At 67.0% G+C, this 21,257-nt stretch carries 21 protein-coding genes and 3 tRNA genes; 15 read left to right on the forward strand and 9 right to left on the reverse strand.

Features of this window, described 5'->3' with window-relative positions:
* From P0Y43_RS00265 to P0Y43_RS00305, 9 genes are all read right to left on the reverse strand, one after another.
* Positions 1 to 1,278 (reverse strand): Zn-dependent hydrolase, encoded by a 1,278-nt coding sequence (locus P0Y43_RS00265; protein ID WP_430540205.1) that lies wholly within the window; start codon positions 1,276 to 1,278, stop codon positions 1 to 3.
* Positions 1,279 to 1,291: 13 nt separating this feature from the next.
* A complete protein-coding gene (locus tag P0Y43_RS00270; protein WP_275635298.1) occupies positions 1,292 to 1,987 on the reverse strand; it encodes an ABC transporter ATP-binding protein in 696 nt (231 codons plus the stop codon).
* Positions 1,987 to 2,739 carry an ABC transporter ATP-binding protein gene (locus P0Y43_RS00275; RefSeq protein WP_275635299.1) on the reverse strand — a complete coding sequence of 251 codons (753 nt, stop codon included), beginning with the start codon at positions 2,737 to 2,739 and terminating at the stop codon, positions 1,987 to 1,989. Before P0Y43_RS00275 ends, P0Y43_RS00270 begins: the two co-directional genes overlap by 1 nt.
* Positions 2,739 to 3,746 (reverse strand): branched-chain amino acid ABC transporter permease, encoded by a 1,008-nt coding sequence (locus tag P0Y43_RS00280; RefSeq protein ID WP_275635300.1) that lies wholly within the window; start codon positions 3,744 to 3,746, stop codon positions 2,739 to 2,741. Before P0Y43_RS00280 ends, P0Y43_RS00275 begins: the two co-directional genes overlap by 1 nt.
* 2 nt (positions 3,747 to 3,748) lie before the next feature.
* A complete protein-coding gene (locus tag P0Y43_RS00285; RefSeq protein WP_275635301.1) occupies positions 3,749 to 4,609 on the reverse strand; it encodes a branched-chain amino acid ABC transporter permease in 861 nt (286 codons plus the stop codon).
* A gap of 64 nt (positions 4,610 to 4,673) precedes the next feature.
* Positions 4,674 to 5,876 (reverse strand): ABC transporter substrate-binding protein, encoded by a 1,203-nt coding sequence (locus P0Y43_RS00290; protein WP_275635302.1) that lies wholly within the window; start codon positions 5,874 to 5,876, stop codon positions 4,674 to 4,676.
* 90 nt (positions 5,877 to 5,966) lie between these two features.
* Positions 5,967 to 6,731 carry a FadR/GntR family transcriptional regulator gene (locus tag P0Y43_RS00295; protein WP_275635303.1) on the reverse strand — a complete coding sequence of 255 codons (765 nt, stop codon included), beginning with the start codon at positions 6,729 to 6,731 and terminating at the stop codon, positions 5,967 to 5,969.
* Between the two features lie 252 nt (positions 6,732 to 6,983).
* Positions 6,984 to 7,214 (reverse strand): PP0621 family protein, encoded by a 231-nt coding sequence (locus tag P0Y43_RS00300; protein ID WP_275635304.1) that lies wholly within the window; start codon positions 7,212 to 7,214, stop codon positions 6,984 to 6,986.
* Positions 7,215 to 7,308: 94 nt separating this feature from the next.
* Entirely contained in the window at positions 7,309 to 8,328 is a 1,020-nt protein-coding gene (locus P0Y43_RS00305) for an outer membrane protein assembly factor BamD (RefSeq protein ID WP_275635305.1), read from the reverse strand.
* A gap of 148 nt (positions 8,329 to 8,476) precedes the next feature.
* Here P0Y43_RS00305 and rluD point away from each other — a divergent pair, with 148 nt between their 5' ends.
* From rluD to phnK, 15 genes are all read left to right on the forward strand, one after another.
* The gene (gene rluD, locus P0Y43_RS00310) at positions 8,477 to 9,439 is read left to right on the forward strand and encodes a 23S rRNA pseudouridine(1911/1915/1917) synthase RluD (RefSeq protein ID WP_275635306.1); all 963 of its coding nucleotides are present in this window, start codon (positions 8,477 to 8,479) and stop codon (positions 9,437 to 9,439) included.
* Positions 9,436 to 10,179, forward strand: coding sequence for a peptidoglycan editing factor PgeF (gene pgeF, locus P0Y43_RS00315; RefSeq protein ID WP_275635307.1), 744 nt, complete (start codon positions 9,436 to 9,438; stop codon positions 10,177 to 10,179). Before rluD ends, pgeF begins: the two co-directional genes overlap by 4 nt.
* Before the next feature lie 226 nt (positions 10,180 to 10,405).
* Positions 10,406 to 12,970, forward strand: a complete 2,565-nt coding sequence (gene clpB, locus P0Y43_RS00320; protein ID WP_275635308.1) for an ATP-dependent chaperone ClpB — start codon at positions 10,406 to 10,408, stop codon at positions 12,968 to 12,970.
* A 340-nt stretch (positions 12,971 to 13,310) separates the two neighbouring features.
* Positions 13,311 to 13,386, forward strand: a tRNA-Asn gene (locus P0Y43_RS00325).
* A 4-nt stretch (positions 13,387 to 13,390) separates the two neighbouring features.
* Positions 13,391 to 13,467 (forward strand) — tRNA-Pro (locus tag P0Y43_RS00330).
* A gap of 6 nt (positions 13,468 to 13,473) precedes the next feature.
* Positions 13,474 to 13,549 (forward strand) — tRNA-Lys (locus P0Y43_RS00335).
* Between the two features lie 424 nt (positions 13,550 to 13,973).
* Positions 13,974 to 14,804: a phosphonate ABC transporter ATP-binding protein gene (gene phnC, locus P0Y43_RS00340; protein ID WP_275635309.1), complete on the forward strand. Its 831-nt coding sequence runs from the start codon at positions 13,974 to 13,976 to the stop codon at positions 14,802 to 14,804.
* Positions 14,805 to 14,843: 39 nt separating this feature from the next.
* Positions 14,844 to 15,848, forward strand: a complete 1,005-nt coding sequence (phnD, locus tag P0Y43_RS00345) for a phosphonate ABC transporter substrate-binding protein (protein WP_275635310.1) — start codon at positions 14,844 to 14,846, stop codon at positions 15,846 to 15,848.
* 52 nt (positions 15,849 to 15,900) lie between these two features.
* A complete protein-coding gene (gene phnE / locus P0Y43_RS00350; RefSeq protein WP_275635311.1) occupies positions 15,901 to 16,689 on the forward strand; it encodes a phosphonate ABC transporter, permease protein PhnE in 789 nt (262 codons plus the stop codon).
* A gap of 39 nt (positions 16,690 to 16,728) precedes the next feature.
* Positions 16,729 to 17,433 (forward strand): phosphonate metabolism transcriptional regulator PhnF, encoded by a 705-nt coding sequence (gene phnF, locus P0Y43_RS00355; RefSeq protein WP_275635312.1) that lies wholly within the window; start codon positions 16,729 to 16,731, stop codon positions 17,431 to 17,433.
* Between the two features lie 14 nt (positions 17,434 to 17,447).
* Entirely contained in the window at positions 17,448 to 17,903 is a 456-nt protein-coding gene (gene phnG, locus P0Y43_RS00360) for a phosphonate C-P lyase system protein PhnG (protein ID WP_275635313.1), read from the forward strand.
* Positions 17,900 to 18,502 carry a phosphonate C-P lyase system protein PhnH gene (gene phnH / locus P0Y43_RS00365; RefSeq protein WP_275635314.1) on the forward strand — a complete coding sequence of 201 codons (603 nt, stop codon included), beginning with the start codon at positions 17,900 to 17,902 and terminating at the stop codon, positions 18,500 to 18,502. The genes phnG and phnH overlap by 4 nt, the downstream gene beginning before the upstream one ends.
* Positions 18,502 to 19,578 carry a carbon-phosphorus lyase complex subunit PhnI gene (locus tag P0Y43_RS00370; protein WP_275635315.1) on the forward strand — a complete coding sequence of 359 codons (1,077 nt, stop codon included), beginning with the start codon at positions 18,502 to 18,504 and terminating at the stop codon, positions 19,576 to 19,578. Before phnH ends, P0Y43_RS00370 begins: the two co-directional genes overlap by 1 nt.
* Complete coding sequence (locus P0Y43_RS00375) at positions 19,578 to 20,441, forward strand: alpha-D-ribose 1-methylphosphonate 5-phosphate C-P-lyase PhnJ (protein ID WP_275635316.1); 864 nt, start codon at positions 19,578 to 19,580, stop codon at positions 20,439 to 20,441. The genes P0Y43_RS00370 and P0Y43_RS00375 overlap by 1 nt, the downstream gene beginning before the upstream one ends.
* Complete coding sequence (gene phnK / locus P0Y43_RS00380) at positions 20,438 to 21,256, forward strand: phosphonate C-P lyase system protein PhnK (protein WP_275635317.1); 819 nt, start codon at positions 20,438 to 20,440, stop codon at positions 21,254 to 21,256. The genes P0Y43_RS00375 and phnK overlap by 4 nt, the downstream gene beginning before the upstream one ends.
* Position 21,257 lies beyond the last annotated feature (1 nt).

The raw sequence follows: 21,257 nt of genomic DNA on the forward strand, positions 1-21,257 counted from the left end.
TCAACGGGCTCCCGGGTTGGCCGCCTGGAACATGGCGCGCAGCAGCACATCGCAGCCGTCGGCCAGGTCCTGGGGGGCGGCATTCTCGATTTCGTTGTGGCTGATGCCACCTTCGCACGGCACGAAGATCATCCCGGCCGGGCCCAGTTCGGCGAGGAAGATCGCGTCGTGGCCGGCGCCACTGACGATGTCCAGGTGGCTCAGGCCGAGGTCTTGGGCACCCTGGCGCACGGCGGCGACGCAGGCTTCGGCGAAGTACAGCGGCGGGAAGTCGGCGGTGGGCGTGATCTCGACGCGCAAACCGTGGCTGGCCGCCGCCGCCTCGATGGCGGCCCGCACCTCGGCGACCATGGCATCGAGGTGGCCGGGGTCGAGGTGGCGCAGGTCGAGGGTCATGTGCACCTGGCCGGGGATGACGTTGCGCGAGCCGGGGTGCACGTTCAGGCAGCCGACCGTGCCGCAGGCATGCGGCTGGTGGGCGTGGGCCACGCGGTTGACCGCGGCGACCACCTCGGCGGCGCCGACCAGGGCGTCCTTGCGCAGGTGCATGGGCGTCGGGCCGGCGTGGGCTTCGACGCCGGTCAGCACCAGGTCGAACCATTTCTGCCCCAGGCAGCCCTGGACCACACCGATGGTGGTGCGTTGGTCTTCCAGTACCGGGCCCTGCTCGATGTGCGCCTCGAAATAGGCGCCGACCGCATGCCCGGTCGGCACGCGAGGGCCAGCGTAGCCGATGCGCGCCAGCTCCGCGCCCACCGACAGGCCCTGGTCGTCGACCTTGTCCAGGGTCTCTTGCAGGTCGAACTTCCCGGCGAACACGCCCGAACCCATCATGCATGGCGGAAAGCGCGAGCCCTCCTCGTTGGTCCACACCACCACCTCCAGTGGCGCTTCGGTTTCAAGGCCCAGGTCGTTGAGCGTGCGGACCACCTCCAGCCCGGCCATGACGCCATAGCAACCGTCGAACTTGCCGCCGGTGGGCTGGGTGTCGATGTGGCTGCCGGTCATCACCGGGGGCAGGTTCGGGTTGCGGCCGGGGCGGCGGGCGAAGAGGTTGCCGATGGCGTCGATGCTGACCGTGCAGCCGGCCTCGCTGCACCAGCGCACGAACAGGTCGCGGGCTTGGCGGTCGAGGTCGGTCAGGGCCAGGCGGCAAACGCCGCCCTTGGCCGTGGCGCCGAGTTCGGCGAGGTCCATCAGCGATTGCCAGAGGCGCTCGCGGTTGACCTGCGGGCCTTTGCCGAGCAGGTGCCGCGAGGGATCGATGCGGGTGTTCATGGGCAGTCTCCGTTCAGGCGCTCAGGGCCAGGTAGCGATTCTTGATGCTCGGGTCTTCGCGGAACTGGGCGGCGCTGCCTTGGTAGGCGACGCGGCCTTGTTCGAGCACGTAGTGGCGGTCGGCGAGGGCATCGCAGACCATCAGGTTCTGTTCCACCAGCAGGATCGACAGGCCCTCGCCCTTGATCCGCCGCAGGATCTTCACCAGTTCGTCGACGATCACCGGGGCGAGGCCCTCGGTGGGCTCGTCCAGGATCAGCAGCTTGGGGTCGTTGAGCAGGGCGCGGGCGATGGCCAGCATCTGCTGCTCGCCGCCAGACAAGGCGAAACCGTTGTTGCGCCGGCGCTCCCGCAAGCGCGGGAACATCGCGTACACGTCTTCCAACTGCCAGCGGCTGCCCTTGCGCGCGGCGATCTTCAGGTTCTCCTCGACGCTGAGCAGGCGGAAGATGCCCCGGTGCTCCGGCACCAGGGCGATGCCCTGGCGGGCGATGTCGAAGATCTCGCGGCCGACCAGGGCCTGGCCGTTGAAGTGGATCTGCCCCTGGCGCGGGCGGACGATGCCGAGGATGCTGCGCAGGGTGGTGGTCTTGCCGGCGCCGTTGCGCCCCAGCAGGGTCACCAGCTCGCCCGCGCCGACCTGCAGCGAGACGCCTTCGAGCACGTGGCTCTTGTCGTAGTAGGAGTGGATCGAGTCGACGGTGAGCATCAGGCTGCCTCTCCAAGGTAGGCGGTGCGCACGCGCTCGTCGTTGCGCACCTGGTCCGGGGTGCCCTCGACCAGGATCTGGCCGTGGCTCATGACGGTGATGCGCTGGCTGATCGACATGACGATGCTCATGTTGTGCTCGATCAGCAGCACGGTGTGGTCTCGGCCCAGGTCGCTGATCAGCTCGGTCATCACCGGGATGTCATCGATGCCCATGCCCGAGGTGGGTTCGTCGAGCATCAGCAGGGTCGGCCTGGCGCAGATCGACATGCCCACTTCCAGCACCCGTTGCTGGCCGTGGGACAGCTCGCCGGCCAGGGTCTCGGCGCGGCCGCCCAGCTTGAGGCGTTCGAGCACCTGGTCGGCGGTGTCCCAGTGGCTGCGCTTGTGCTCGACGCTGCGCCAGAAGTTCAGCGCGCCCAGGCCGTCGCGGCCTTGCGCGGCCAGGCGCAGGTTCTCGCGCACCGAGAGGTTCTGGAACAGGCTGGTGAGCTGGAACGAGCGCGCCATGCCCAGCGCCACCCGGCCATGCGACGGCTTGCGGACGATGTCCTGGCCGTTGAACAGGATCTGCCCGGCGGTGGCCTGGCGCTCGCCGGTCAGGCAGTGGAACAGGCTGGTCTTGCCGGCGCCGTTGGGGCCGATCACGGTGTGTATGGTGCCGGCGCGGACTTTCAGGTCGACACCGCTGACGGCGCGAAACGGCCCGTAGGCCAGTTCCAGGCCACGGGTTTCCAGAAGCAGGTCGCTCATCACAGGGTCTCCTTGGTCTTGGCGGTGGACGGGCGGGCCAGGCACAGGCGCTTGCCCAGCTCGGCCAGGCCGCCCCACAGGCCGCCGCGCATGAACACCACCACCAGGATCAGGATCGCCCCCAGCAGCATCAGCCAGCGCGGCCACAACTCCGACAACACGTCGCCCAGCACCACGATGGCGCCTGCGCCCAGCAGCGAACCGAACAGCGAGCCGGTGCCGCCGACGATGGTCATGATCAGGATGTTCTCGCTCATCATCAGGTCGATGTTCGACAGCGGCGCGAAGTGCAGCAGCATCGCGTACAGCGCCCCGGCGATGCCGGTGATGGCGCCCGACAGCATGAACACCAGGATCTTGAAGTGGCGCACGTCGTAGCCGATGGCCGCGGCGCGGGTCTCGTTCTCGCGGATCGCCAGCAACGTGCTGCCGAACGGCGAGCGGATCACCCGCAGGGCGAAGGCGAAGATCGACAGGAACAGCAGCGCGACGAAGGCATAGAAGTGCCGAGGGTCGGCCAGGTCCACCAGGGTGTGGCCGGCGATCACCAGGTTCGGCCGCGGCACGTCGAGCAGGCCGTTGTCGCCACCGGTCCAGCCGCTCAGGGTGTAGGCCAGGAAGTAGGCCATCTGGCTGAAGGCCAGCGTCAGCATGACGAAGTAGATGCCCTTGCGACGGATCGCCAGGGCGCCCACCAGCAGCGCCAGGGTGGCGCCGAACAGCGCCGCGCCCAGCAGGGCGCTGAACAGGCCCCAGTGCAGGTGGATCATCAGCAGTGCCGCGCCATAGGCGCCGGCGCCGAAGAAGATGCCCTGGCCGAACGACAGCAGCCCGGTGTAGCCCAGCAGCAGGTTGCAGGCCAGCGCCGCGAGGCCGAAGATCAGGATCTCGGTGGCCAGGGTCGCCGAGGGCAGCAGCAGCGGCAGGCCGACCAGGCTGGCGATCACCAGCAACAGCAGGGCAGGGGCGCGGTGCTTGGCCACGGCCAGTGGGTTCTTTTCATTCATCTTCATGCTCTCCCGAACAGGCCGTAGGGACGGACCAGGATCACCGCCGCCATGGCGCCGTAGATCATCAAGCTGGCGCCTTGCGGCCAGAGGCTGGTCATCATGCTTTGCACCACGCCCACCAGCAGCCCGCCGACCAGCGCGCCACCGAACGAGCCCATGCCACCGATCACCACCACCACGAAGGCGATGCCGAGGATCTCCGGCCCCACGAATGGCTGCGCGCCGCGCAGCGGCGCGAACAGCACCCCGGCGACCCCGGCCAGGCCCACGCCCAGGGCGAAGGTCAGTGAGAACAGGCGGAAGATGTTGGTGCCCAGCAGCGACACGGTCTCGGTGCTTTCGCTGCCGGCCCGCACCAGGGCGCCGAAGCGTGTGCGCTCCAGCAGCAGCCACAGGCCGAAGCCGACCAACGCGGCGAAGGCGATCAGGAACAGGCGGTAGTAGGGATAGATGAAGTCACCGACGATCAGCACCCCGCGCAACTCCGGCGGCACGGCGATGTGCTTGCCGACCGGGCCCCAGATGATCACCGAGGCTTCCTGGATGATCAGCGCTATGCCCAGGGTGACGAGGATCTGGAAGGTGTGCGGCAGGTGGTAGATGCGCTTGATCAGCAGGCGCTCCACCGCCCAGGCCAGCGCCGCCACCAGCAGCGGGGCGATCAGCAGCGCCATCCAGAAACTGCCGGTGACCGCCACGGCGGTGTAGCACAGGTAGGCGCCGAGCAGGAAGAACGCGCCATGGGCGAAGTTGACGAAGTTGAGCAGGCCGAAAATGATCGTCAGGCCCACGGCGATGAGGAAGTAGATCATCCCCAGGCCAAGGCCGTTGAGCAGCTGGAACAGGTACAAGTCGAGCATGAGCGTGCCCTCCGCAGCGCGCCGGGCGCCTGCGTTTGCGTAGAAGTGGAACGAATGCCGTGGCTCAGGCCAGGGCGCAACCGGTGTGATCGACCTCGACGAACGAGCGGCCGGCGCTGAGCACCTCGGCCAGGTCGTCCTCGTCGCGCATCTGCGCCTGGGATTTGCCGCGCAGCAGGTAGTAGTCCTTGAGTACCTGGTGGTCGCCGGGGCGGATCAGCTCCTCGCCGGTCGGACCCTGGAAGCGCATGCCCTGCAGGCTGCGGGCCACGCTGGCGCCGTCGAGGGTGCCGGCCTGGACGATGGCCTCGAGCATCACCTTGGTGCTGATGTAGTCGGCCGCCAGCGGGTAGTTGGGGTTGATGCCGTAGGCCTTCTGGGTGGCGGCCACCAACTGCTTGTTCAGCGGCGTGTCGACCTGGTGCCAGTACTGCGCGCCGAGGTACACGCCTTCGAGCACGTCGCTGCCCAGTTCTTGGAACTGGTCCAGCCCGGCCGACCACACCAGCAGCACCTTCATGCGTTCCTTGATGCCGAAATTCACCGCCTGGCGCAGGGCGTTGGACGACTGGCTGCCGAAGTTCAGCAGCACCAGCACATCGGGCTTGGCGGCGATGGCATTGGTCAGGTAGCCGGAGAACTCTTGCTCCTGCAGCGAGTGGTAGCTGTTGCCGATGTGCTCCACGCCGTGCTCGGCGAACACCTTGCGGGCGTTGTCGAGCAGGGCGTCGCCGAACACGTATTGCGGGGTGATGGTGTACCAGCGCTTGGCCTGGGGCAGCAGGCGGATCATCGGCACCAGGGTTTCGCGGATGGCGCCATAGGTGGGCACCGACCAGCGGAAGGTCGAGGCGTTGCAGTCCTTGCCGGTGATCTCGTCGGCGCCCACCGGGGTCATGAACACGCCGCCGGCCTTGTGGATTTCCTTGGACACCGCCAGTGCCGAGGACGACAAGGTGCAGCCCTGGAAGAACCGCGCGCCATCCTGGCCGATGGCTTCCTGCACCTTGCGCACCGCCTTGCCGGCGTTGCCTTCGGTGTCGATGACCTTGTACTTGAGCGGGTGCCCGAGCACCTGCGGGTGTTCGGCGATCGCCAGGCGCGAGCCCATGTCGGCGTACTTGCCATAGCTGGCGAAGGCGCCGGACATCGACTTGAGCCCGTAGAAGGTCAGCGGCTCTTCGGCGAAGGCCCGGTGCGCCCCGAGGGGCAGACCACCGAGGGCCCCCAGGGCCAGGCCTGCCTTGAGCAGGGTACGTCTTTGCATGGGTAACTCCTTGATTCTGGTTATTAGGCAGGAGTGGCAATGGCAAAGCGGGGTCGGCGGGCCTGTGCGCAGGCCTCTGTCCAGGCTGAATCAGTGGTGGTGCTCGAACTCCAGCAGGAAGTTGCGTTCGACCTCGCCCTCCAGCGCGGTCATGTGGTGTTCGGCGTCGCACATGTGCTCGTGCATCAGTCGGCGCACGGCCTGCTCGTCGCTGGCCCGCAGGGCGGCCAGCAACTGCTTGTGGTAGTCGATGTTGGCGGCGGCGAACGCCTGGCGCTTGGGCAGGTAGGCTTTCTTCAGCACCACCAGGTCGCGCAGCAGGTCGTTGAGGAACATCGCCATGAAGCGCAGCAACGGGTTGGGGCAACGCTGGGCCAGCAGGGTGTGGAACTCGATTTCCGCCAGGCGCTGTTCGCGCTGGCCCTGTTCGCTGTCTTCCGGCGCGCCGCAGAAGTCGATGTTGGCCTGCAGCGCGGCGTAATCGGCCGCGCTCAGCTGGTCCATCACCGAGACCGCCAGTTCCACCTCGATGACCTTGCGCAATTGGTACACCTGTTCGCCATCCAGGTGCTGGAAGTGCAGGTAGTTGCGCAGCGCACGGCTGGCGGGCTCGGTGCCCACCTCGGCGAGGTAGGCGCCGCCGGTGGGGCCGGTGCGGGTATTGACCAGGCCTTCGACCTCCAGGGCCTTGAGCGCCTCGCGGGCGGTGCCCTTGGAGCATTCGAAGTGCTCCATCAGTTCGCGCTCGGTGGGCAGGCGGTCGCCAGGGTGCAACGCTTCGGTGACGATCGAGCGCTTGACCGATTCGACGATCACGTCGGAGAGCTTCTGGCGCTTGCGTTTGGCTTTGAGCATTTCGCTATTTTTCATATTTATGCGGATAAATAGGATTTAGCGAGTTTTGCCGGAAGGGGTCAATGGTGGCGCGGGGGGAGGTGTCGCAAATGGTGCGAAAGGGTCGGGGAGAGGTAAGTGCAAAACCCAGTGCACTGTAGGGGCGGGCGTGTTCAGCGTTGCGCCCACCCGGCGCGTGTCACCGGCGTGGCCGGTGATCGCGGGGCAAGCCCGCGCCTACAGGTGTCTGCGTGACATCGGGGGAGATACGGCTCAGCCTTTGCGGCCAGGCCCCTGCTCCAGGTGTGCCTGGCTGCAGTACCAGTCGTTGCCCAGTTGCAGCGCGCGGTCGTTGGGCAGGTGCACGCCGCAATGGGCGCAGCGCACCATCTTCAGCGGGTCGTCGAGGCGCTGCTCGGGGCGCGCCTGCTGGCTGACTTTGAACTTGCGCCACAGCCAGAACGCGGCGGCGATCAGGGCGATCCAGAAGAGTAGGCGAACCATGGTGTCCAGCTTGTCCTTGAAGAGAAGCCACAGTCTAGGACGCGGCCATGAAAAAAGGGAGGCCTGGGCCTCCCTTTCTCTTTAGCGCGTGCTATCAGTCGAACAGACCGAAGGTCAGGTAGCTGAACCACGAACGGTCCTGCTCGGCTTCCTTCGGGCCTGCCGGCAGGACCGGGTCGCCGTTCTCGTCCTTGGGCAGCAGGTCGGGCGACATCTCGTCGCGGGCGTCCTTGAACTGACGGACCACATCCTGGTTGGCACGGGTCTCGCCCGGCGGCAGCGGGGTGTCGGTCTCGATCAGGCCCAGGGTCGCCTTGGACAGCCACGAACGGCCATCGGACTCACCCTGCTTGGGCTCGAACTGGCCGTCGACCAGGCTCGGGTGGTTCGGGTAGTTGAGCTTCAGGGTTTCCAGGCTGGTGGCGGCCAGGTCGTCCAGGTGCATCTTCTGGTAGGCCTCGGTCATCACTGCCAGGCCATCGCCGACCGACGGGGTTTCCTGGAAGTTCTCGACCACGTAGCGGCCACGGTTGGCAGCGGCCACGTAGGCCTCGCGGCTCAGGTAGTAGTCGGCGACGTGGATCTCGTAGGAGGCCAGCAGGTTGCGCAGGTAGATCATGCGCTGCTTGGCGTCCGGCGCGTAGCGGCTGTTGGGGAAGCGGCTGGTGAGCTGGGCGAACTCGTTGTACGAGTCGCGTGCCGCGCCCGGGTCACGCTTGGTCATGTCCAGCGGCAGGAAGCGCGCCAGCAGGCCGCGATCCTGGTCGAACGAGGTCAGGCCCTTGAGGTAGTAGGCGTAGTCGACGTTCGGGTGCTGCGGGTGCAGGCGGATGAAGCGCTCGGCGGCGGACTTGGCGGCCTCCGGCTCGGTGTTCTTGTAGTTGGCGTAGATCAGCTCGAGCTGGGCCTGGTCGGCGTAGCGGCCGAACGGGTAGCGCGATTCCAGGGCCTTGAGCTTGTTCACGGCGCTGGTGTAGCTGTGGTTGTCCAGGTCGGCCTGCGCCTGCTGGTACAACTCGGCTTCGCTGAGGTTCTCGTCAATCACTTCCTTGTTCGAGGAACAGGCAGCGGTGAGCCCGAGGATGGCGATCAGCAGCAGGTGTTTCACTTGCATGGCGGCTTGCGTCCCTTTGACGGCCGCTGTCTTGGGCGGTGCCGTCCTGTTATGATGAGCGCCCCCGGCCAACCCCGGGGCAAAAGAAGCCGTATTTAACCACAAGCGCGCAGCCGAAACCAAAGGCTGTGCGCCCGTCGATTCGAGCATGTCCCAGATCATTCAACTTAGCGCAGAGGTCCCGTCCGAACTGGGCGGCCAACGCCTCGACCAGGTCGCCGCCCAATTGTTCGCCGAGTACTCGCGTTCGCGCCTGTCCTCGTGGATCAAAGATGGCCGACTGACGGTCGACGGTGCGGTGCTGCGCCCGCGCGACACCGTCCATAGTGGCGCCATCCTGGCCCTCGAGGCCGAGCAGGAAGCCCAGGGCGAGTGGGTGGCCCAGGACATCGAGCTGGACATCGTCTACGAAGACGACCAGATCCTGGTGATCAACAAGCCTGCGGGCCTGGTGGTGCACCCGGCTGCCGGGCATGCCGACGGCACCCTGCTCAATGCCCTGCTGCACCACGTGCCGGACATCGTCAACGTGCCGCGCGCCGGCATCGTGCACCGCCTGGACAAAGACACCACCGGCCTGATGGTGGTGGCCAAGACCCTGCAGGCGCAGACCAACCTGGTCGACCAGTTGCAGAAGCGTTCGGTCAGCCGCATCTATGAATGCATCGTGGTGGGCGTGGTCACCGCCGGGGGCAAGATCGACGCGCCCATCGGCCGCCACGGCGGCATGCGCCAGCGCATGGCGGTCACCGACGGCGGCAAGCCGGCGGTCAGCCACTACCGCGTGCTCAAGCGTTTCCGTTCGCACACCCATGTGCGGGTGAAGCTGGAAACCGGCCGTACCCACCAGATTCGCGTGCACATGGCCCATGTCGGCTTCCCGCTGGTCGGCGACCAGACCTACGGCGGGCGCTTCCGCATTCCACCGGCGGCCAGCGTGGCCATGGTCGAGGCGGTCAAGCACTTTCCCCGTCAGGCCCTGCACGCGCGCTTCCTGGCGCTGGACCACCCGACCACCGGTGAGCGCATGGAATGGGCCTCGGCCCTGCCGGACGACTTCGTCTGGCTGCTGTCGCTGCTCAACCAGGACCGCGAGAGCTTCATCGGATGAGCGACCTGACGCGGTCGCTGATCCTCCCCGATTGGCCGGCCCCGGCCGCGGTTCGCGCCTGCGTCACCACCCGCGAGGGCGGCGTCAGCCTGCCGCCCTTCGACACCTTCAACCTCGGTGACCACGTCGGCGATGACCCGGCCGCGGTCGCCGAGAACCGCCGCCGTTTGGGCGCCGCATTCAACATCCGCCCGGCCTGGCTCAAGCAGGTGCATGGCTTGAGCGTGGCCGATGCCGACCCGTCGGTGGTGGCCGAGGCCGACGCCAGTTGGACCGACCAGCCCGGCATCGCCTGCACCGTGATGACCGCCGACTGCCTGCCCGCGTTGTTCTGCGACCGTGCCGGCACCCGTGTGGCGGCGGCCCATGCCGGCTGGCGCGGGTTGGCCGGTGGCGTGCTGGAGGCGACCCTGGACCGCTTGGCCCTGGCGCCGGAAGAGGTGCTGGTGTGGCTTGGCCCAGCCATTGGCCCGCAGGCCTTCGAGGTTGGGCTGGAGGTGCGCGATGCCTTTACCGCCGTGCATCCTCAGGCGGCCGAGGCGTTCGTCGCCGGTGAGCGGCCGGGCAAGTTGATCGCCGACATTTATAAGCTTGCGCGCATCCGCCTGGCGGCGCGTGGCGTCACTGCCGTGTATGGCGGTGGTTTGTGCACGGTCAGTGACCCACGTTTCTTCTCCTACCGCCGCACCCCGCAGGGCGGGCGCTTCGCTTCCCTGGTCTGGCTGGACCCCACCGCCTGAAGGGCGGCCCCGGCCTCTGGGGGCGCCACGCCTTTGTTCCGTCAATGCCGGCCTCTTCGCGGGGCAGCCAACATCGCTGGCGCGTAGGCCAATTCCGAGCTGCCCCTCATCAACCCCCGCTAAGCTTGAATCTTCCAGAATGGGCCATATCTATTGCTCATCTCTGGCAGGTTTCTTCATCTAGGTGTGTCCATCGCTCCGGCCTGCCCAAAAGGAAGGTATCCCCATGCGAATAGACCGTTTGACCAGCAAGCTGCAACTGGCGTTATCCGACTCCCAATCCCTCGCCGTGGGCATGGACCACCCGGCCATCGAGCCCCTGCACCTGCTGCAGGCGCTGATCGAGCAGCAGGGCGGTTCGATCAAGCCGCTGCTGATGCAGGTCGGCTTCGACATCAACAGTCTGCGCCAGGCGTTGACCAAGGAACTGGACCAACTGCCGAAAATCCAGAACCCCACCGGCGACGTGAACATGTCCCAGGACCTCGCGCGCCTGCTCAACCAGGCCGACCGCCTGGCCCAGCAGAAAGGCGACCAGTTCATCTCCAGCGAGCTGGTGCTGCTCGCCGCCATGGACGAGAACAGCAAGGTCGGCAAGCTGCTGCTCGGCCAGGGCGTGAGCAAGAAGGCCCTGGAAAACGCCATCAACAACCTGCGCGGCGGCGCGGCGGTGAACGACGCCAACGCCGAGGAATCGCGCCAGGCCCTGGACAAGTACACCGTCGACCTGACCAAACGCGCCGAGGAAGGCAAGCTCGACCCGGTGATCGGTCGTGACGATGAGATCCGCCGCACCGTGCAAGTGCTGCAACGGCGTACCAAGAACAACCCCGTGCTGATCGGCGAGCCCGGCGTCGGCAAGACCGCCATCGCCGAAGGCCTGGCCCAGCGCATCATCAACGGCGAAGTGCCCGATGGCCTCAAGGGCAAGCGCCTGCTGGCCCTGGACATGGGCGCGCTGATCGCTGGCGCCAAGTATCGCGGTGAGTTCGAGGAGCGCCTGAAAGCGCTGCTCAACGAGCTGTCCAAGCAGGAAGGCCAGATCATCCTGTTCATCGACGAGCTGCACACCATGGTCGGCGCCGGCAAAGGCGAGGGCGCCATGGACGCTGGCAACATGCTCAAGCCCGCCCTGGCCCGTGGCGAGCTGCACTGCGTCGGCGCCACCACGCTCAACGAATACCGTCAGTTCATCGAGAAGGACGCGGCGCTGGAGCGGCGTTTCCAGAAGGTGCTGGTAGAAGAGCCGAGCGAGGAAGACACCATCGCCATCCTGCGTGGCCTGAAAGAGCGCTACGAAGTGCACCACAAGGTGGCCATCACCGACGGCGCGATCATCGCCGCGGCCAAGCTCAGCCACCGCTACATCACCGACCGCCAGTTGCCGGACAAGGCCATCGACCTGATCGACGAGGCCGCCAGCCGCATCCGCATGGAGATCGACTCCAAGCCGGAAGTGCTCGACCGCCTCGACCGTCGCCTGATCCAGCTGAAGGTCGAGTCGCAGGCCCTGAAGAAGGAAGAGGACGAGGCCGCGAAGAAGCGCCTGGAGAAACTGACCGAGGAAATCGAGCGCCTGGAGCGTGAGTATTCCGACCTCGAGGAAATCTGGGCGTCGGAAAAGGCCGAGGTGCAAGGCTCGGCGCAGATCCAGCAGAAGATCGAGCAGGCCCGCCAGGAACTGGAAGCCGCACGCCGCAAAGGCGACCTCAGCCGCATGGCCGAGCTGCAGTACGGGGTGATCCCGGACCTGGAGCGCAGCCTGCAGATGGTCGACCAGCACGGCAAGACCGAGAACCAGCTGCTGCGCAACAAGGTCACCGAGGAAGAGATCGCCGAGGTCGTCTCCAAGTGGACCGGCATCCCGGTGTCGAAGATGCTCGAAGGCGAGCGCGAAAAGCTGCTGAAGATGGAAGACCTGCTGCACCAGCGGGTGATCGGCCAGAACGAGGCGGTGACCGCCGTGGCGAATGCCGTGCGCCGTTCCCGCGCCGGGCTTTCCGACCCGAACCGGCCCAGTGGCTCGTTCCTGTTCCTCGGGCCCACCGGCGTGGGCAAGACCGAGCTGTGCAAGGCGCTGGCCGAATTCCTCTTCGACACCGAAGAGGCGATGGTGCGCATCGACATGTCCGAGTTCATGGAGAAGCACTCCGTGGCGCGCCTGATCGGCGCACCGCCAGGCTACGTTGGCTATGAGGAGGGCGGTTACCTGACCGAGGCGGTGCGTCGCAAGCCGTATTCGGTGGTGCTGCTCGACGAAGTGGAGAAGGCCCACCCGGATGTGTTCAACGTGTTGCTGCAGGTGCTGGAGGATGGCCGCCTGACCGACAGCCATGGCCGCACCGTGGACTTCCGCAACACGGTGATCGTGATGACCTCCAACCTGGGCTCGGCGCAGATCCAGGAGCTGGTCGGTGATCGCGAGGCGCAACGCGCGGCGGTGATGGACGCGGTGGGTTCGCACTTCCGTCCCGAGTTCATCAACCGTATCGACGAAGTGGTGGTGTTCGAGCCGCTGGGGCGCGAGCAGATCGCCGGCATCACCGAGATCCAGCTGGGCCGCCTGCGCAGCCGCCTGGGCGAGCGCGAACTGTCGTTGAGCTTGAGCCCGGAGGCGTTGGACAAGCTGATCGCCGTGGGTTACGACCCGGTGTATGGCGCGCGGCCTTTGAAGCGGGCGATCCAGCGCTGGATCGAGAACCCGCTGGCGCAGTTGATCCTCAGCGGGCAGTTCCTGCCCGGCGCGGCGATCACCGCGAAGGTGGAGGGCGACGAGATCGTCTTCGGCTGACCCCCAAGCCCCGCCCATGGCGGGGCTTTTTCATGCCGTACCCCTCGTGGGCACGGGGCTTGGCGTACCGGTTTGTATAACCTTTTGAGAATCTTGAAATTTTTCTTTGCATTTCGCTTCGAGTGCGCTTAATATGCGCCCCGCTGTCAGGCACTACACAGATCACCGGCGGTAAAGGCGATCTGAAAACAATTTGCAAATCAGTAAGTTGAAAGCAAATTGGGGGTTGACAAGCGAATCGGAGGATGTAGAATAGCGCGCCTCAGAGGCAACAACGCGAAAGCGGATGCCGAAGAGATCGAAGCTAACCAGCCTTCGAAGTTGTAAACGAAGTTGTAGTTCCGCGATAGCTCAGTCGGTAGAGCAAATGACTGTTAATCATTGGGTCCCTGGTTCGAGTCCAGGTCGCGGAGCCAAATTCGGGGTGTAGCGCAGTCCGGTAGCGCGCCTGCTTTGGGAGCAGGATGTCAGGAGTTCGAATCCCCTCACCCCGACCATTTTCCGGGTCGTTAGCTCAGTTGGTAGAGCAGTTGGCTTTTAACCAATTGGTCGTAGGTTCGAATCCTACACGACCCACCATGTAAAAAGGGCATCTCGCATGAGATGCCCTTTTTCTTTGCGCCTGAAAAACCTCTGGAGGTTTCAGGGCTGGCCCACAGCGCCGCATCGGTAAGAGCGGGCTTGCCCCGCGACAGGGCCCGACCAAACAACAGCGTCGACCCTGCGGCCCCGGTTGTTTTCTGAAAAACCGACGAACGGTCATCCCTCCTTCGATGTCTAGACAACACCCTCGGTTGTCTACCCGCCATCCCCCCATCCCAGCCCCATCCCCCCGACTTGTCCACCTGGACCACCTTCCCCCGAGCACCCAACCGTCACCCTGCTGTCAGCACTCCGTCACCCACGCTTCACCGAACTGCCACACATCGGGCCTAGGTTCATCTGCAACCGAACCCGGCCCATGGCTGGCCGGCCTGTTCATCCAACAAGACAGAGACCGCCCATGAACGCAGTCATCCACATCGACCACCTGAACAAATCCTTCGCCCACAAGTCCGCGCTCACGGACGTGTCGTTGTCCATACAACCAGGCGAGATGGTCGCGTTGATCGGTGCGTCCGGCTCCGGCAAGTCGACCTTGCTGCGCCACCTGGCGGGCCTGGCCAGTTGCGACAAGCACAACGGCGGCAGCATCCAGGTGCTGGGCCGCGACGTGCAGTGCGACGGGCGCATGAGCCGCAGCCTGCGCCGCCAGCGCGCCGACATCGGCTACATCTTCCAGCAGTTCAACCTGGTCGCGCGCCTGAGTGTGTTGCAGAACGTGCTGCTCGGCGGCCTCGGGCGCATGCCGCGCTGGCGCGGCACCCTGGGCCTGTTCAATGCCGAAGAGCAACAGCGCGCCCTGCATGCCCTGGAGCGCGTAGGCCTGGCCGACCGCGCCCGGCAACGCGCCTCGACGCTGTCGGGCGGCCAGCAACAGCGGGTGGCCATCGCCCGCGCGCTCACCCAGCGTGCCGAAGTGATCCTCGCCGACGAACCCATCGCCTCGCTCGACCCCGAGTCGGCGCGCAAGGTCATGGAGATCCTCGCCGACATCAACCGCCGCGACGGCAAGACCGTGGTGGTGACCCTGCATCAGGTCGACTACGCCGTGCGCTATTGCCGGCGCAGCGTCGCGCTCAAGGCCGGGCGCATCCATTTCGACGGGCCCGCCGCCAACCTGAAGCCCGATTTCCTCAACGACCTGTACGGCGCCGACGAGGGCGCGAGCCTGATGTTCGGCGGCCAGACCGAACACAGCCGCGCCGTGCCACTGACCCTGGCGCGCGCCTGACCCAACCCCTGCCCACGCCCCCACACCCAGGAGCTCATCATGTTCAACCGTATCGGTCGCGCCTGCGCCGCCGCCGCGCTGCTGGCCAGCAGCCTGTTAGGCACTGCCCAGGCGAGTGAAACCAGCATCAACTTCGGCATCATGTCCACCGAGTCATCGCAGAACCTCAAGAGCATCTGGCAGCCGTTCCTCGACGACATGGCCAAGAAGACCGGCCTGAAGGTCAACGCCACCTTCGCTTCCGACTACGCCGGCCTGATCCAGGGCATGCGCTTCGACAAGGTCGACGTCGCCTGGCTCGGCAACAAGGCGGCCCTGGAAGCGGTGGACCGCGCCGGTGGCGAGATCTTCGCCCAGACCGCCGCCGCCAACGGCGCGCCGGGCTACTGGAGCGTGCTGATCGCGCGCAAGGACAGCCCGGTCGACTCGGTCGACTACCTGCTCAAGCACGCCAAGGAGCTGACCTTCGGCAACGGCGACCCGAACTCCACCTCCGGCTACCTGGTGCCCGGCTACTACGTGTTCGCCCAGAACAACGTCGACCCCAGCAAGATCTTCAAGCGCACTCTCAATTCCAGCCACGAGGTCAACGCGCTGAGCGTGGCCAAGGGCCAGGTCGACGTCGCCACCTTCAACACCGAGAGCTGGGACCGCCTGGAAGTCACCCAGCCGGACAAGGCCGCGTTGCTCAAGGTGATCTGGAAGTCGCCGCTGATCCCGGCCGACCCGATGGTCTGGCGCAAGGGCCTGTCGGACGCGACCAAGGCCAAGGTGCGCGAATTCTTCGCCCGCTACGGCGACAGCGACGAGGAAAAGGCCGTGCTGGCCAACATGCAGATGAGCAAGTTCCGCAGCTCCAGCGACGACCAATTGCTGACCATCCGCCAGCTCGAGCTCTACAAGCAGCGCACCGAAGTGCTCGCCAGCACCGGCTTGTCCGCGGAGGAAAAAGCCAAGCGCGTGAAGGAGCTCGACGACGGCCTGGCCAAGTTGCAACAGCGCATCTCCGAACTCGACCAGAAAGCCGCGGCCCGCGCCGGCTGACCTACCCAGGGCGCGGCCAAGCGCTGCCGCGCCCCTTGCAGAGGACGACCTGATGAGTACATCCGCGATTGCCACCCCACCCACCGACCGGCGCGGCTGGTCACGCTACCTGGGGTGGGGCCTGTTCGCCGTGGTCATGGCCTGGGCCTGGAACGGCGCCGAAATGAACCCCCAGGCGCTGCTGCGCGACGGCGGCAACATGGCCACCTTCGCCGCCGACTTCTTCCCGCCCGACTTCACCGAATGGCGCAGCTACCTCAAGGAAATGCTGGTGACCGTGCACATCGCCCTGTGGGGCACCGTGCTGGCCATCGTCTGCGCCATCCCGCTGGGCATCCTCTGCGCCGACAACATCACCCCCTGGTGGGTGCACCAGCCGCTGCGCCGCTGCATGGATGCCTGCCGCTCGATCAACGAAATGGTGTTCGCCATGTTGTTCGTGGTGGCCGTCGGCCTGGGGCCGTTCGCCGGCGTGCTGGCCCTGTGGATAAGCACCACCGGCGTGCTCGCCAAGCTGTTCGCCGAGGCGGTCGAGGCCATCGACCCCGGCCCGGTCGAGGGCGTGCGCGCCACCGGCGCCAGCGCCGTGCAGGAAGTGGTGTTCGCAGTGATCCCGCAGGTGCTGCCGCTGTGGATCTCCTACGCGCTGTACCGCTTCGAGTCCAACGTGCGCTCGGCCACGGTGGTGGGCATGGTCGGTGCCGGCGGTATCGGCGTGATCCTCTGGGAAAACATCCGCGCCTTCCAGTTCACCCAGACCTGCTCGGTGCTGCTGGTGATCATCCTGGTGGTCAGCCTGATCGACGTCGCCTCCCAGCGCCTGCGCAAGCAGTTCATCTGATTCGAACGACAGGAGAGGGCATTGGCCCTTTTTTAAACGATGGAAATGTCTAGACAAGCCGAGCCCATCTACCTGGAGCTCGCCGCCACCCTGCGCCGCGAACTGGCCGACTACCGTGCCGGCGACTTCCTGCCCGCCGAGGTCCAGCTGGCGGCGCGTTTCCGGGTCAACCGCCACACCGTGCGCCGCGCCGTCGACGAGCTGGTGCAGGAGGGCTGCCTGCTGCGCCGCCAAGGCAAGGGCACCCAGGTGCTGACTCGCCCGCTGGTGTACCCGATGGCCGCCGAAAGCGCCTACAGCCAATCGCTCTCGGCCCAGGGCCTGGGCGTGCAGGCGCAACTGCTGCAACGCCGGCCCTGCCGCGCCAGCCCGGAGGAGGCCGGCCACCTGGGCCTGGCCGAGCAGGCCACGCTGCTCGAACTGCACACCCTGCGCCGCCTCGACGAGCAACCGGTGAGCCTGATTCGCCACCGCTACTGCGCCAGCCGCGCGGCGTTTCTCGCCGACTACCACGGCGGCTCGCTGCGCGCCTATTTCGCCGAACGCCAGTTGCCGCTGTCGCGCGCCTTCAGTGTGATCGGCGCGCGCCTGCCCAGCCGTGACGAGGCCGCCGACCTGTTGATGCCCCGGCACCTGCCGGTGCTCACCGTGCTCACCCTGTCCCGCGACGCGAGCGGCCAACCGGTGGAGATCGCCTACTCCATCAGCCGCTCCGACCGCTTCCAGTACCAGGTCATGACCTGAGGGAGGAACCACCCATGACCCCTTCGCAATCGCAGCTTACCCCGCGCCAGCAGTGGATCGGTGTGCTCGGCCGCGCCCACCCCGGCGAGCTCGGCGCCCACGAGGCCGCCCTGCGCGACGTCGATTACCAACTGATCCGCGCCCCGGAAATCGGCATGGCCCTGGTGCGCGGCCGCATGGGCGCCAGCGGCGCGCCGTTCAACCTCGGCGAGATGACCGTGACCCGCTGCGTGGTGCGCCTGGCCGATGGCCGCACCGGCTACAGCTACCTGGCCGGGCGTGACAAGCGCTGCGCCGAGCTGGCCGCGCTGGCCGACGCCCACCTGCAAGGCGCCCGCCAGGCCCACTGGCTGGCCCAATTGATCGAGCCGCTGGCCCGCGCCCAGGCCGAACGCCGCGCGCGCCACGACGCGGAAACCGCCGCCACGCGGGTGGAGTTCTTCACCCTGGTCAGAGGAGAAAACCCATGAGCAGTGCCCTGTTGCAACCGGCCTTCAGCGACCCGGTGCTGGACGCCCAGCGCAGCTTCCGCGCGGCCCTCAAGGCCCTGGCCAACCCCGGCCAGCCCCAGGCCCTGGCGCCCGCGACCCTGCCTGCGCCGCTCAACGGCCTGCACCCGGCCACCTATGCCCTGTGCCTGGCGCTGCTGGATGTCGACACGCCGCTGTGGCTGGCGCCGGCCTTCGACACCCCGGCCATCCGCGCCAACCTGGGCTTCCACTGCGGCTGCCCGATCGTCGCTGAGCGCCCGCAGGCGCGCTTCGCCCTGCTCAATGCCAGCGGGCTGGACGACCTGTCCGGTTTCGACAGCGGCAATGACCGCTACCCGGACCAGTCCTGCACCTTGCTGGTGCAACTGCCGGCCCTGGACGGCGGCGACGTGACGCTGTGGCGCGGCCCCGGCATTCGCGAGCAACAGGCGGTGATGTTGCCGGTGGCCGCCGATTTCTGGCGGCAGCGTGCCGCGCGCAACGCATTCCCGCGTGGCCTCGACCTGCTGTTGATTGCCGGCGAGCAACTGCTCGGCCTGCCCCGCAGCACCCGCGTCAGCGCACAGGAGGGCAACTGATGTACGTAGCCGTCAAAGGTGGCGAACAGGCCATCGACAATGCCCACCGCCTGCTGGCCAAGCAGCGCCGGGGCGACACCGCCATCGCCGAGCTCGACGTCGAGCAGGTCCGCCAGCAACTGCCACTGGCCGTGGCCCGGGTGATGACCGAAGGCTCGCTGTACGACGAACAGCTCGCCGCGCTGGCGATCAAGCAGGCCGGCGGCGACCTGGTGGAAGCGATCTTCCTGCTGCGCGCCTACCGCACCACGCTGCCGCGTTTCGGCGCCAGCCTGCCGCTGGACACCGCGAACATGCAGCTGTCGCGGCGCATCTCGGCGACCTTCAAGGACCTGCCCGGCGGCCAGCGCCTTGGCCCGACCTTCGACTACACCCACCGCCTGCTGGACTTCACCTTGCTGGCCGAGGGCGACTTCCCCGGCCCCGACACCCGCGCAGCGAAGGCCACCGAACCTTGCCCGCACGTGCTCGACCTGCTGGCCCGCGAGGGCCTGGTCAAGCAGGAAGCCGACGATGGCGCGCCGGTGCCGGACATCACCCGCGAACCGCTGGAGTACCCGGCCAACCGCGCCGAGCGCCTGCAAGCGCTGGCCCGGGGCGACGAAGGCTTCCTACTGGCGCTGGGCTATTCGACCCAGCGCGGCTATGGCCGCAACCACCCGTTCGCCGGCGAGATCCGCATCGGCCACGTGGAGGTGTGGATCGAGCCCGAGGAGTTGGGCTTCCCCATCGCTCTGGGCGAGATCGCCATCACCGAGTGCGAGATGGTCAACCAGTTCGTCGGCTCGGCCACCGAGCCCGCGCAATTCACCCGTGGCTACGGCCTGACCTTCGGCCACGCCGAGCGCAAGGCGATGGCCATGGCCCTGGTCGACCGCTCGCTGCGCGCCGGGGAGTACGCCGAGGAGGTGGTCTCGCCCGCCCAGCAAGAAGAGTTCGTGCTGGCGCATTGCGACAACGTCGAGGCCGCCGGCTTCGTCTCGCACCTCAAGCTGCCGCACTACGTCGACTTCCAGGCCGAACTGGAGTTGCTGCGCAAGCTGCGCGCGCCGCACAACCCGCAGGAGACCCGCTGATGAACGCCCTCACCACAACCGAGCCGGCGTACAACTTCGCCTACCTCGACGAGCAGACCAAGCGCATGATCCGCCGCGCCCTGCTCAAGGCCGTGGCCATCCCCGGCTACCAGGCCCCGTTCGGCGGCCGCGAGATGCCGCTGCCTTATGGCTGGGGCACTGGCGGCATGCAGCTGACCGCCGCCATCCTCGGCGCCGACGACACCCTCAAGGTGATCGACCAGGGCGCCGACGACACCACCAACGCCGTGTCGATCCGGCGTTTCTTCGCCCGCACCGCCGGCGTGGCCACCACCGAGCGCACGCCCGAGGCGAGCATCATCCAGACCCGCCACCGCATCCCGGAAACCCCGCTGCACGAAGAGCAGATCCTGGTGTTCCAGGTGCCGATCCCCGAACCGCTGCGCTTCATCGAGCCGTCCGAGCGCGAGACCCGCACCATGCACGCCCTGGGCGACTACGGGGTGATGCACGTGAAACTGTACGAAGACATCGCCACCTTCGGCCATATCGCCACGGCCTACGCCTACCCGGTGACGGTGGATGAACGCTACGTGATGGACCCGTCGCCCATCCCCAAATTCGACAACCCCAAGCTCGACATGAACCCGGCGCTGATGCTGTTCGGCGCCGGTCGTGAAAAACGTCTGTACGCCGTGCCGCCCTACACCCGGATGGTGAGCCTGGACTTCGAAGACCACCCGTTCGAGGCCCAGCGCTGGAGCCACGCCTGCGCCATCTGCGGCAGCCGCGCGTCGTTCCTCGACGAACTGATCGTCGATGACGCCGGCACCCAGCGCTTCGTCTGCTCCGACACCGATTACTGCGCCCAGCGCGCCAGCCAGCAAGGGGAACGACCATGAGTGGCGCACCGGCACCGGTTGCCATCGACACAGCGGCCCTGGCCGACCAGCCGCTGCTGGACGTGCAGGGCCTGGGCAAGCTCTATGGCCCGGAGAAGGGCTGCCAGGGCGTGAGCTTCAAGCTGTACCCCGGCGAAGTGCTGGGCATCGTCGGCGAGTCCGGCTCGGGCAAGTCGACCTTGCTCTCGCTGCTCAGCGGCCGTTGCCCGCCGGACGCCGGCAGCGTGCGCTACCGGGGCCGCGACGCGCGCTGGCTGGACCTGTACCAGGCCAGCGAAGCCGAGCGCCGCACCCTGCTGCGCACCGAGTGGGGCTTCGTCGAGCAGAACCCGCGCGACGGCCTGCGCATGGCCGTGTCGGCCGGCGCCAACATCGGCGAGCGCCTGATGGCCCAGGGCGCGCGGCACTACCAGCAACTGCGCCAGGCCGGCATCGACTGGCTGCGCCAGGTGGAGATCGACCCGGCGCGCATCGACGACTTGCCACGCACCTTCTCCGGCGGCATGCAGCAGCGCCTGCAGATCGCCCGCAACCTGGTGTCGTCGCCACGGCTGGTGTTCATGGACGAGCCCACCGGCGGCCTCGATGTGTCGGTGCAGGCGCGCTTGCTCGACCTGATGCGCGGCCTGGTGCGCGAACTGGACCTGGCGGTGGTGATCGTCACCCACGACCTGGCCGTGGCGCGCCTGCTGGCCGACCGGCTGATGGTGATGCGCCGCTCGCAGGTGGTCGAGACCGGCCTCACCGACCAGGTGCTGGACGACCCGCAGCACCCGTATTCGCAGCTGCTGGTGTCTTCGGTGCTGCAACCATGAA

Source organism: Pseudomonas entomophila (assembly GCF_029193575.1).
Lineage (GTDB): Bacteria > Pseudomonadota > Gammaproteobacteria > Pseudomonadales > Pseudomonadaceae > Aquipseudomonas > Aquipseudomonas entomophila_G.

Coding starts and splice junctions, on each gene's coding strand:
- P0Y43_RS00265 (WP_430540205.1), bottom strand. CDS start 1,278: ATGAACACCCGCATCGATCCCTCGCGGCACCTGCTCGGCAAAGGCCCG.
- P0Y43_RS00270 (WP_275635298.1), bottom strand. CDS start 1,987: ATGCTCACCGTCGACTCGATCCACTCCTACTACGACAAGAGCCACGTG.
- P0Y43_RS00275 (WP_275635299.1), bottom strand. CDS start 2,739: ATGAGCGACCTGCTTCTGGAAACCCGTGGCCTGGAACTGGCCTACGGG.
- P0Y43_RS00280 (WP_275635300.1), bottom strand. CDS start 3,746: ATGAATGAAAAGAACCCACTGGCCGTGGCCAAGCACCGCGCCCCTGCC.
- P0Y43_RS00285 (WP_275635301.1), bottom strand. CDS start 4,609: ATGCTCGACTTGTACCTGTTCCAGCTGCTCAACGGCCTTGGCCTGGGG.
- P0Y43_RS00290 (WP_275635302.1), bottom strand. CDS start 5,876: ATGCAAAGACGTACCCTGCTCAAGGCAGGCCTGGCCCTGGGGGCCCTC.
- P0Y43_RS00295 (WP_275635303.1), bottom strand. CDS start 6,731: ATGCTCAAAGCCAAACGCAAGCGCCAGAAGCTCTCCGACGTGATCGTC.
- P0Y43_RS00300 (WP_275635304.1), bottom strand. CDS start 7,214: ATGGTTCGCCTACTCTTCTGGATCGCCCTGATCGCCGCCGCGTTCTGG.
- P0Y43_RS00305 (WP_275635305.1), bottom strand. CDS start 8,328: ATGCAAGTGAAACACCTGCTGCTGATCGCCATCCTCGGGCTCACCGCT.
- rluD (WP_275635306.1), top strand. CDS start 8,477: ATGTCCCAGATCATTCAACTTAGCGCAGAGGTCCCGTCCGAACTGGGC.
- pgeF (WP_275635307.1), top strand. CDS start 9,436: ATGAGCGACCTGACGCGGTCGCTGATCCTCCCCGATTGGCCGGCCCCG.
- clpB (WP_275635308.1), top strand. CDS start 10,406: ATGCGAATAGACCGTTTGACCAGCAAGCTGCAACTGGCGTTATCCGAC.
- phnC (WP_275635309.1), top strand. CDS start 13,974: ATGAACGCAGTCATCCACATCGACCACCTGAACAAATCCTTCGCCCAC.
- phnD (WP_275635310.1), top strand. CDS start 14,844: ATGTTCAACCGTATCGGTCGCGCCTGCGCCGCCGCCGCGCTGCTGGCC.
- phnE (WP_275635311.1), top strand. CDS start 15,901: ATGAGTACATCCGCGATTGCCACCCCACCCACCGACCGGCGCGGCTGG.
- phnF (WP_275635312.1), top strand. CDS start 16,729: ATGGAAATGTCTAGACAAGCCGAGCCCATCTACCTGGAGCTCGCCGCC.
- phnG (WP_275635313.1), top strand. CDS start 17,448: ATGACCCCTTCGCAATCGCAGCTTACCCCGCGCCAGCAGTGGATCGGT.
- phnH (WP_275635314.1), top strand. CDS start 17,900: ATGAGCAGTGCCCTGTTGCAACCGGCCTTCAGCGACCCGGTGCTGGAC.
- P0Y43_RS00370 (WP_275635315.1), top strand. CDS start 18,502: ATGTACGTAGCCGTCAAAGGTGGCGAACAGGCCATCGACAATGCCCAC.
- P0Y43_RS00375 (WP_275635316.1), top strand. CDS start 19,578: ATGAACGCCCTCACCACAACCGAGCCGGCGTACAACTTCGCCTACCTC.
- phnK (WP_275635317.1), top strand. CDS start 20,438: ATGAGTGGCGCACCGGCACCGGTTGCCATCGACACAGCGGCCCTGGCC.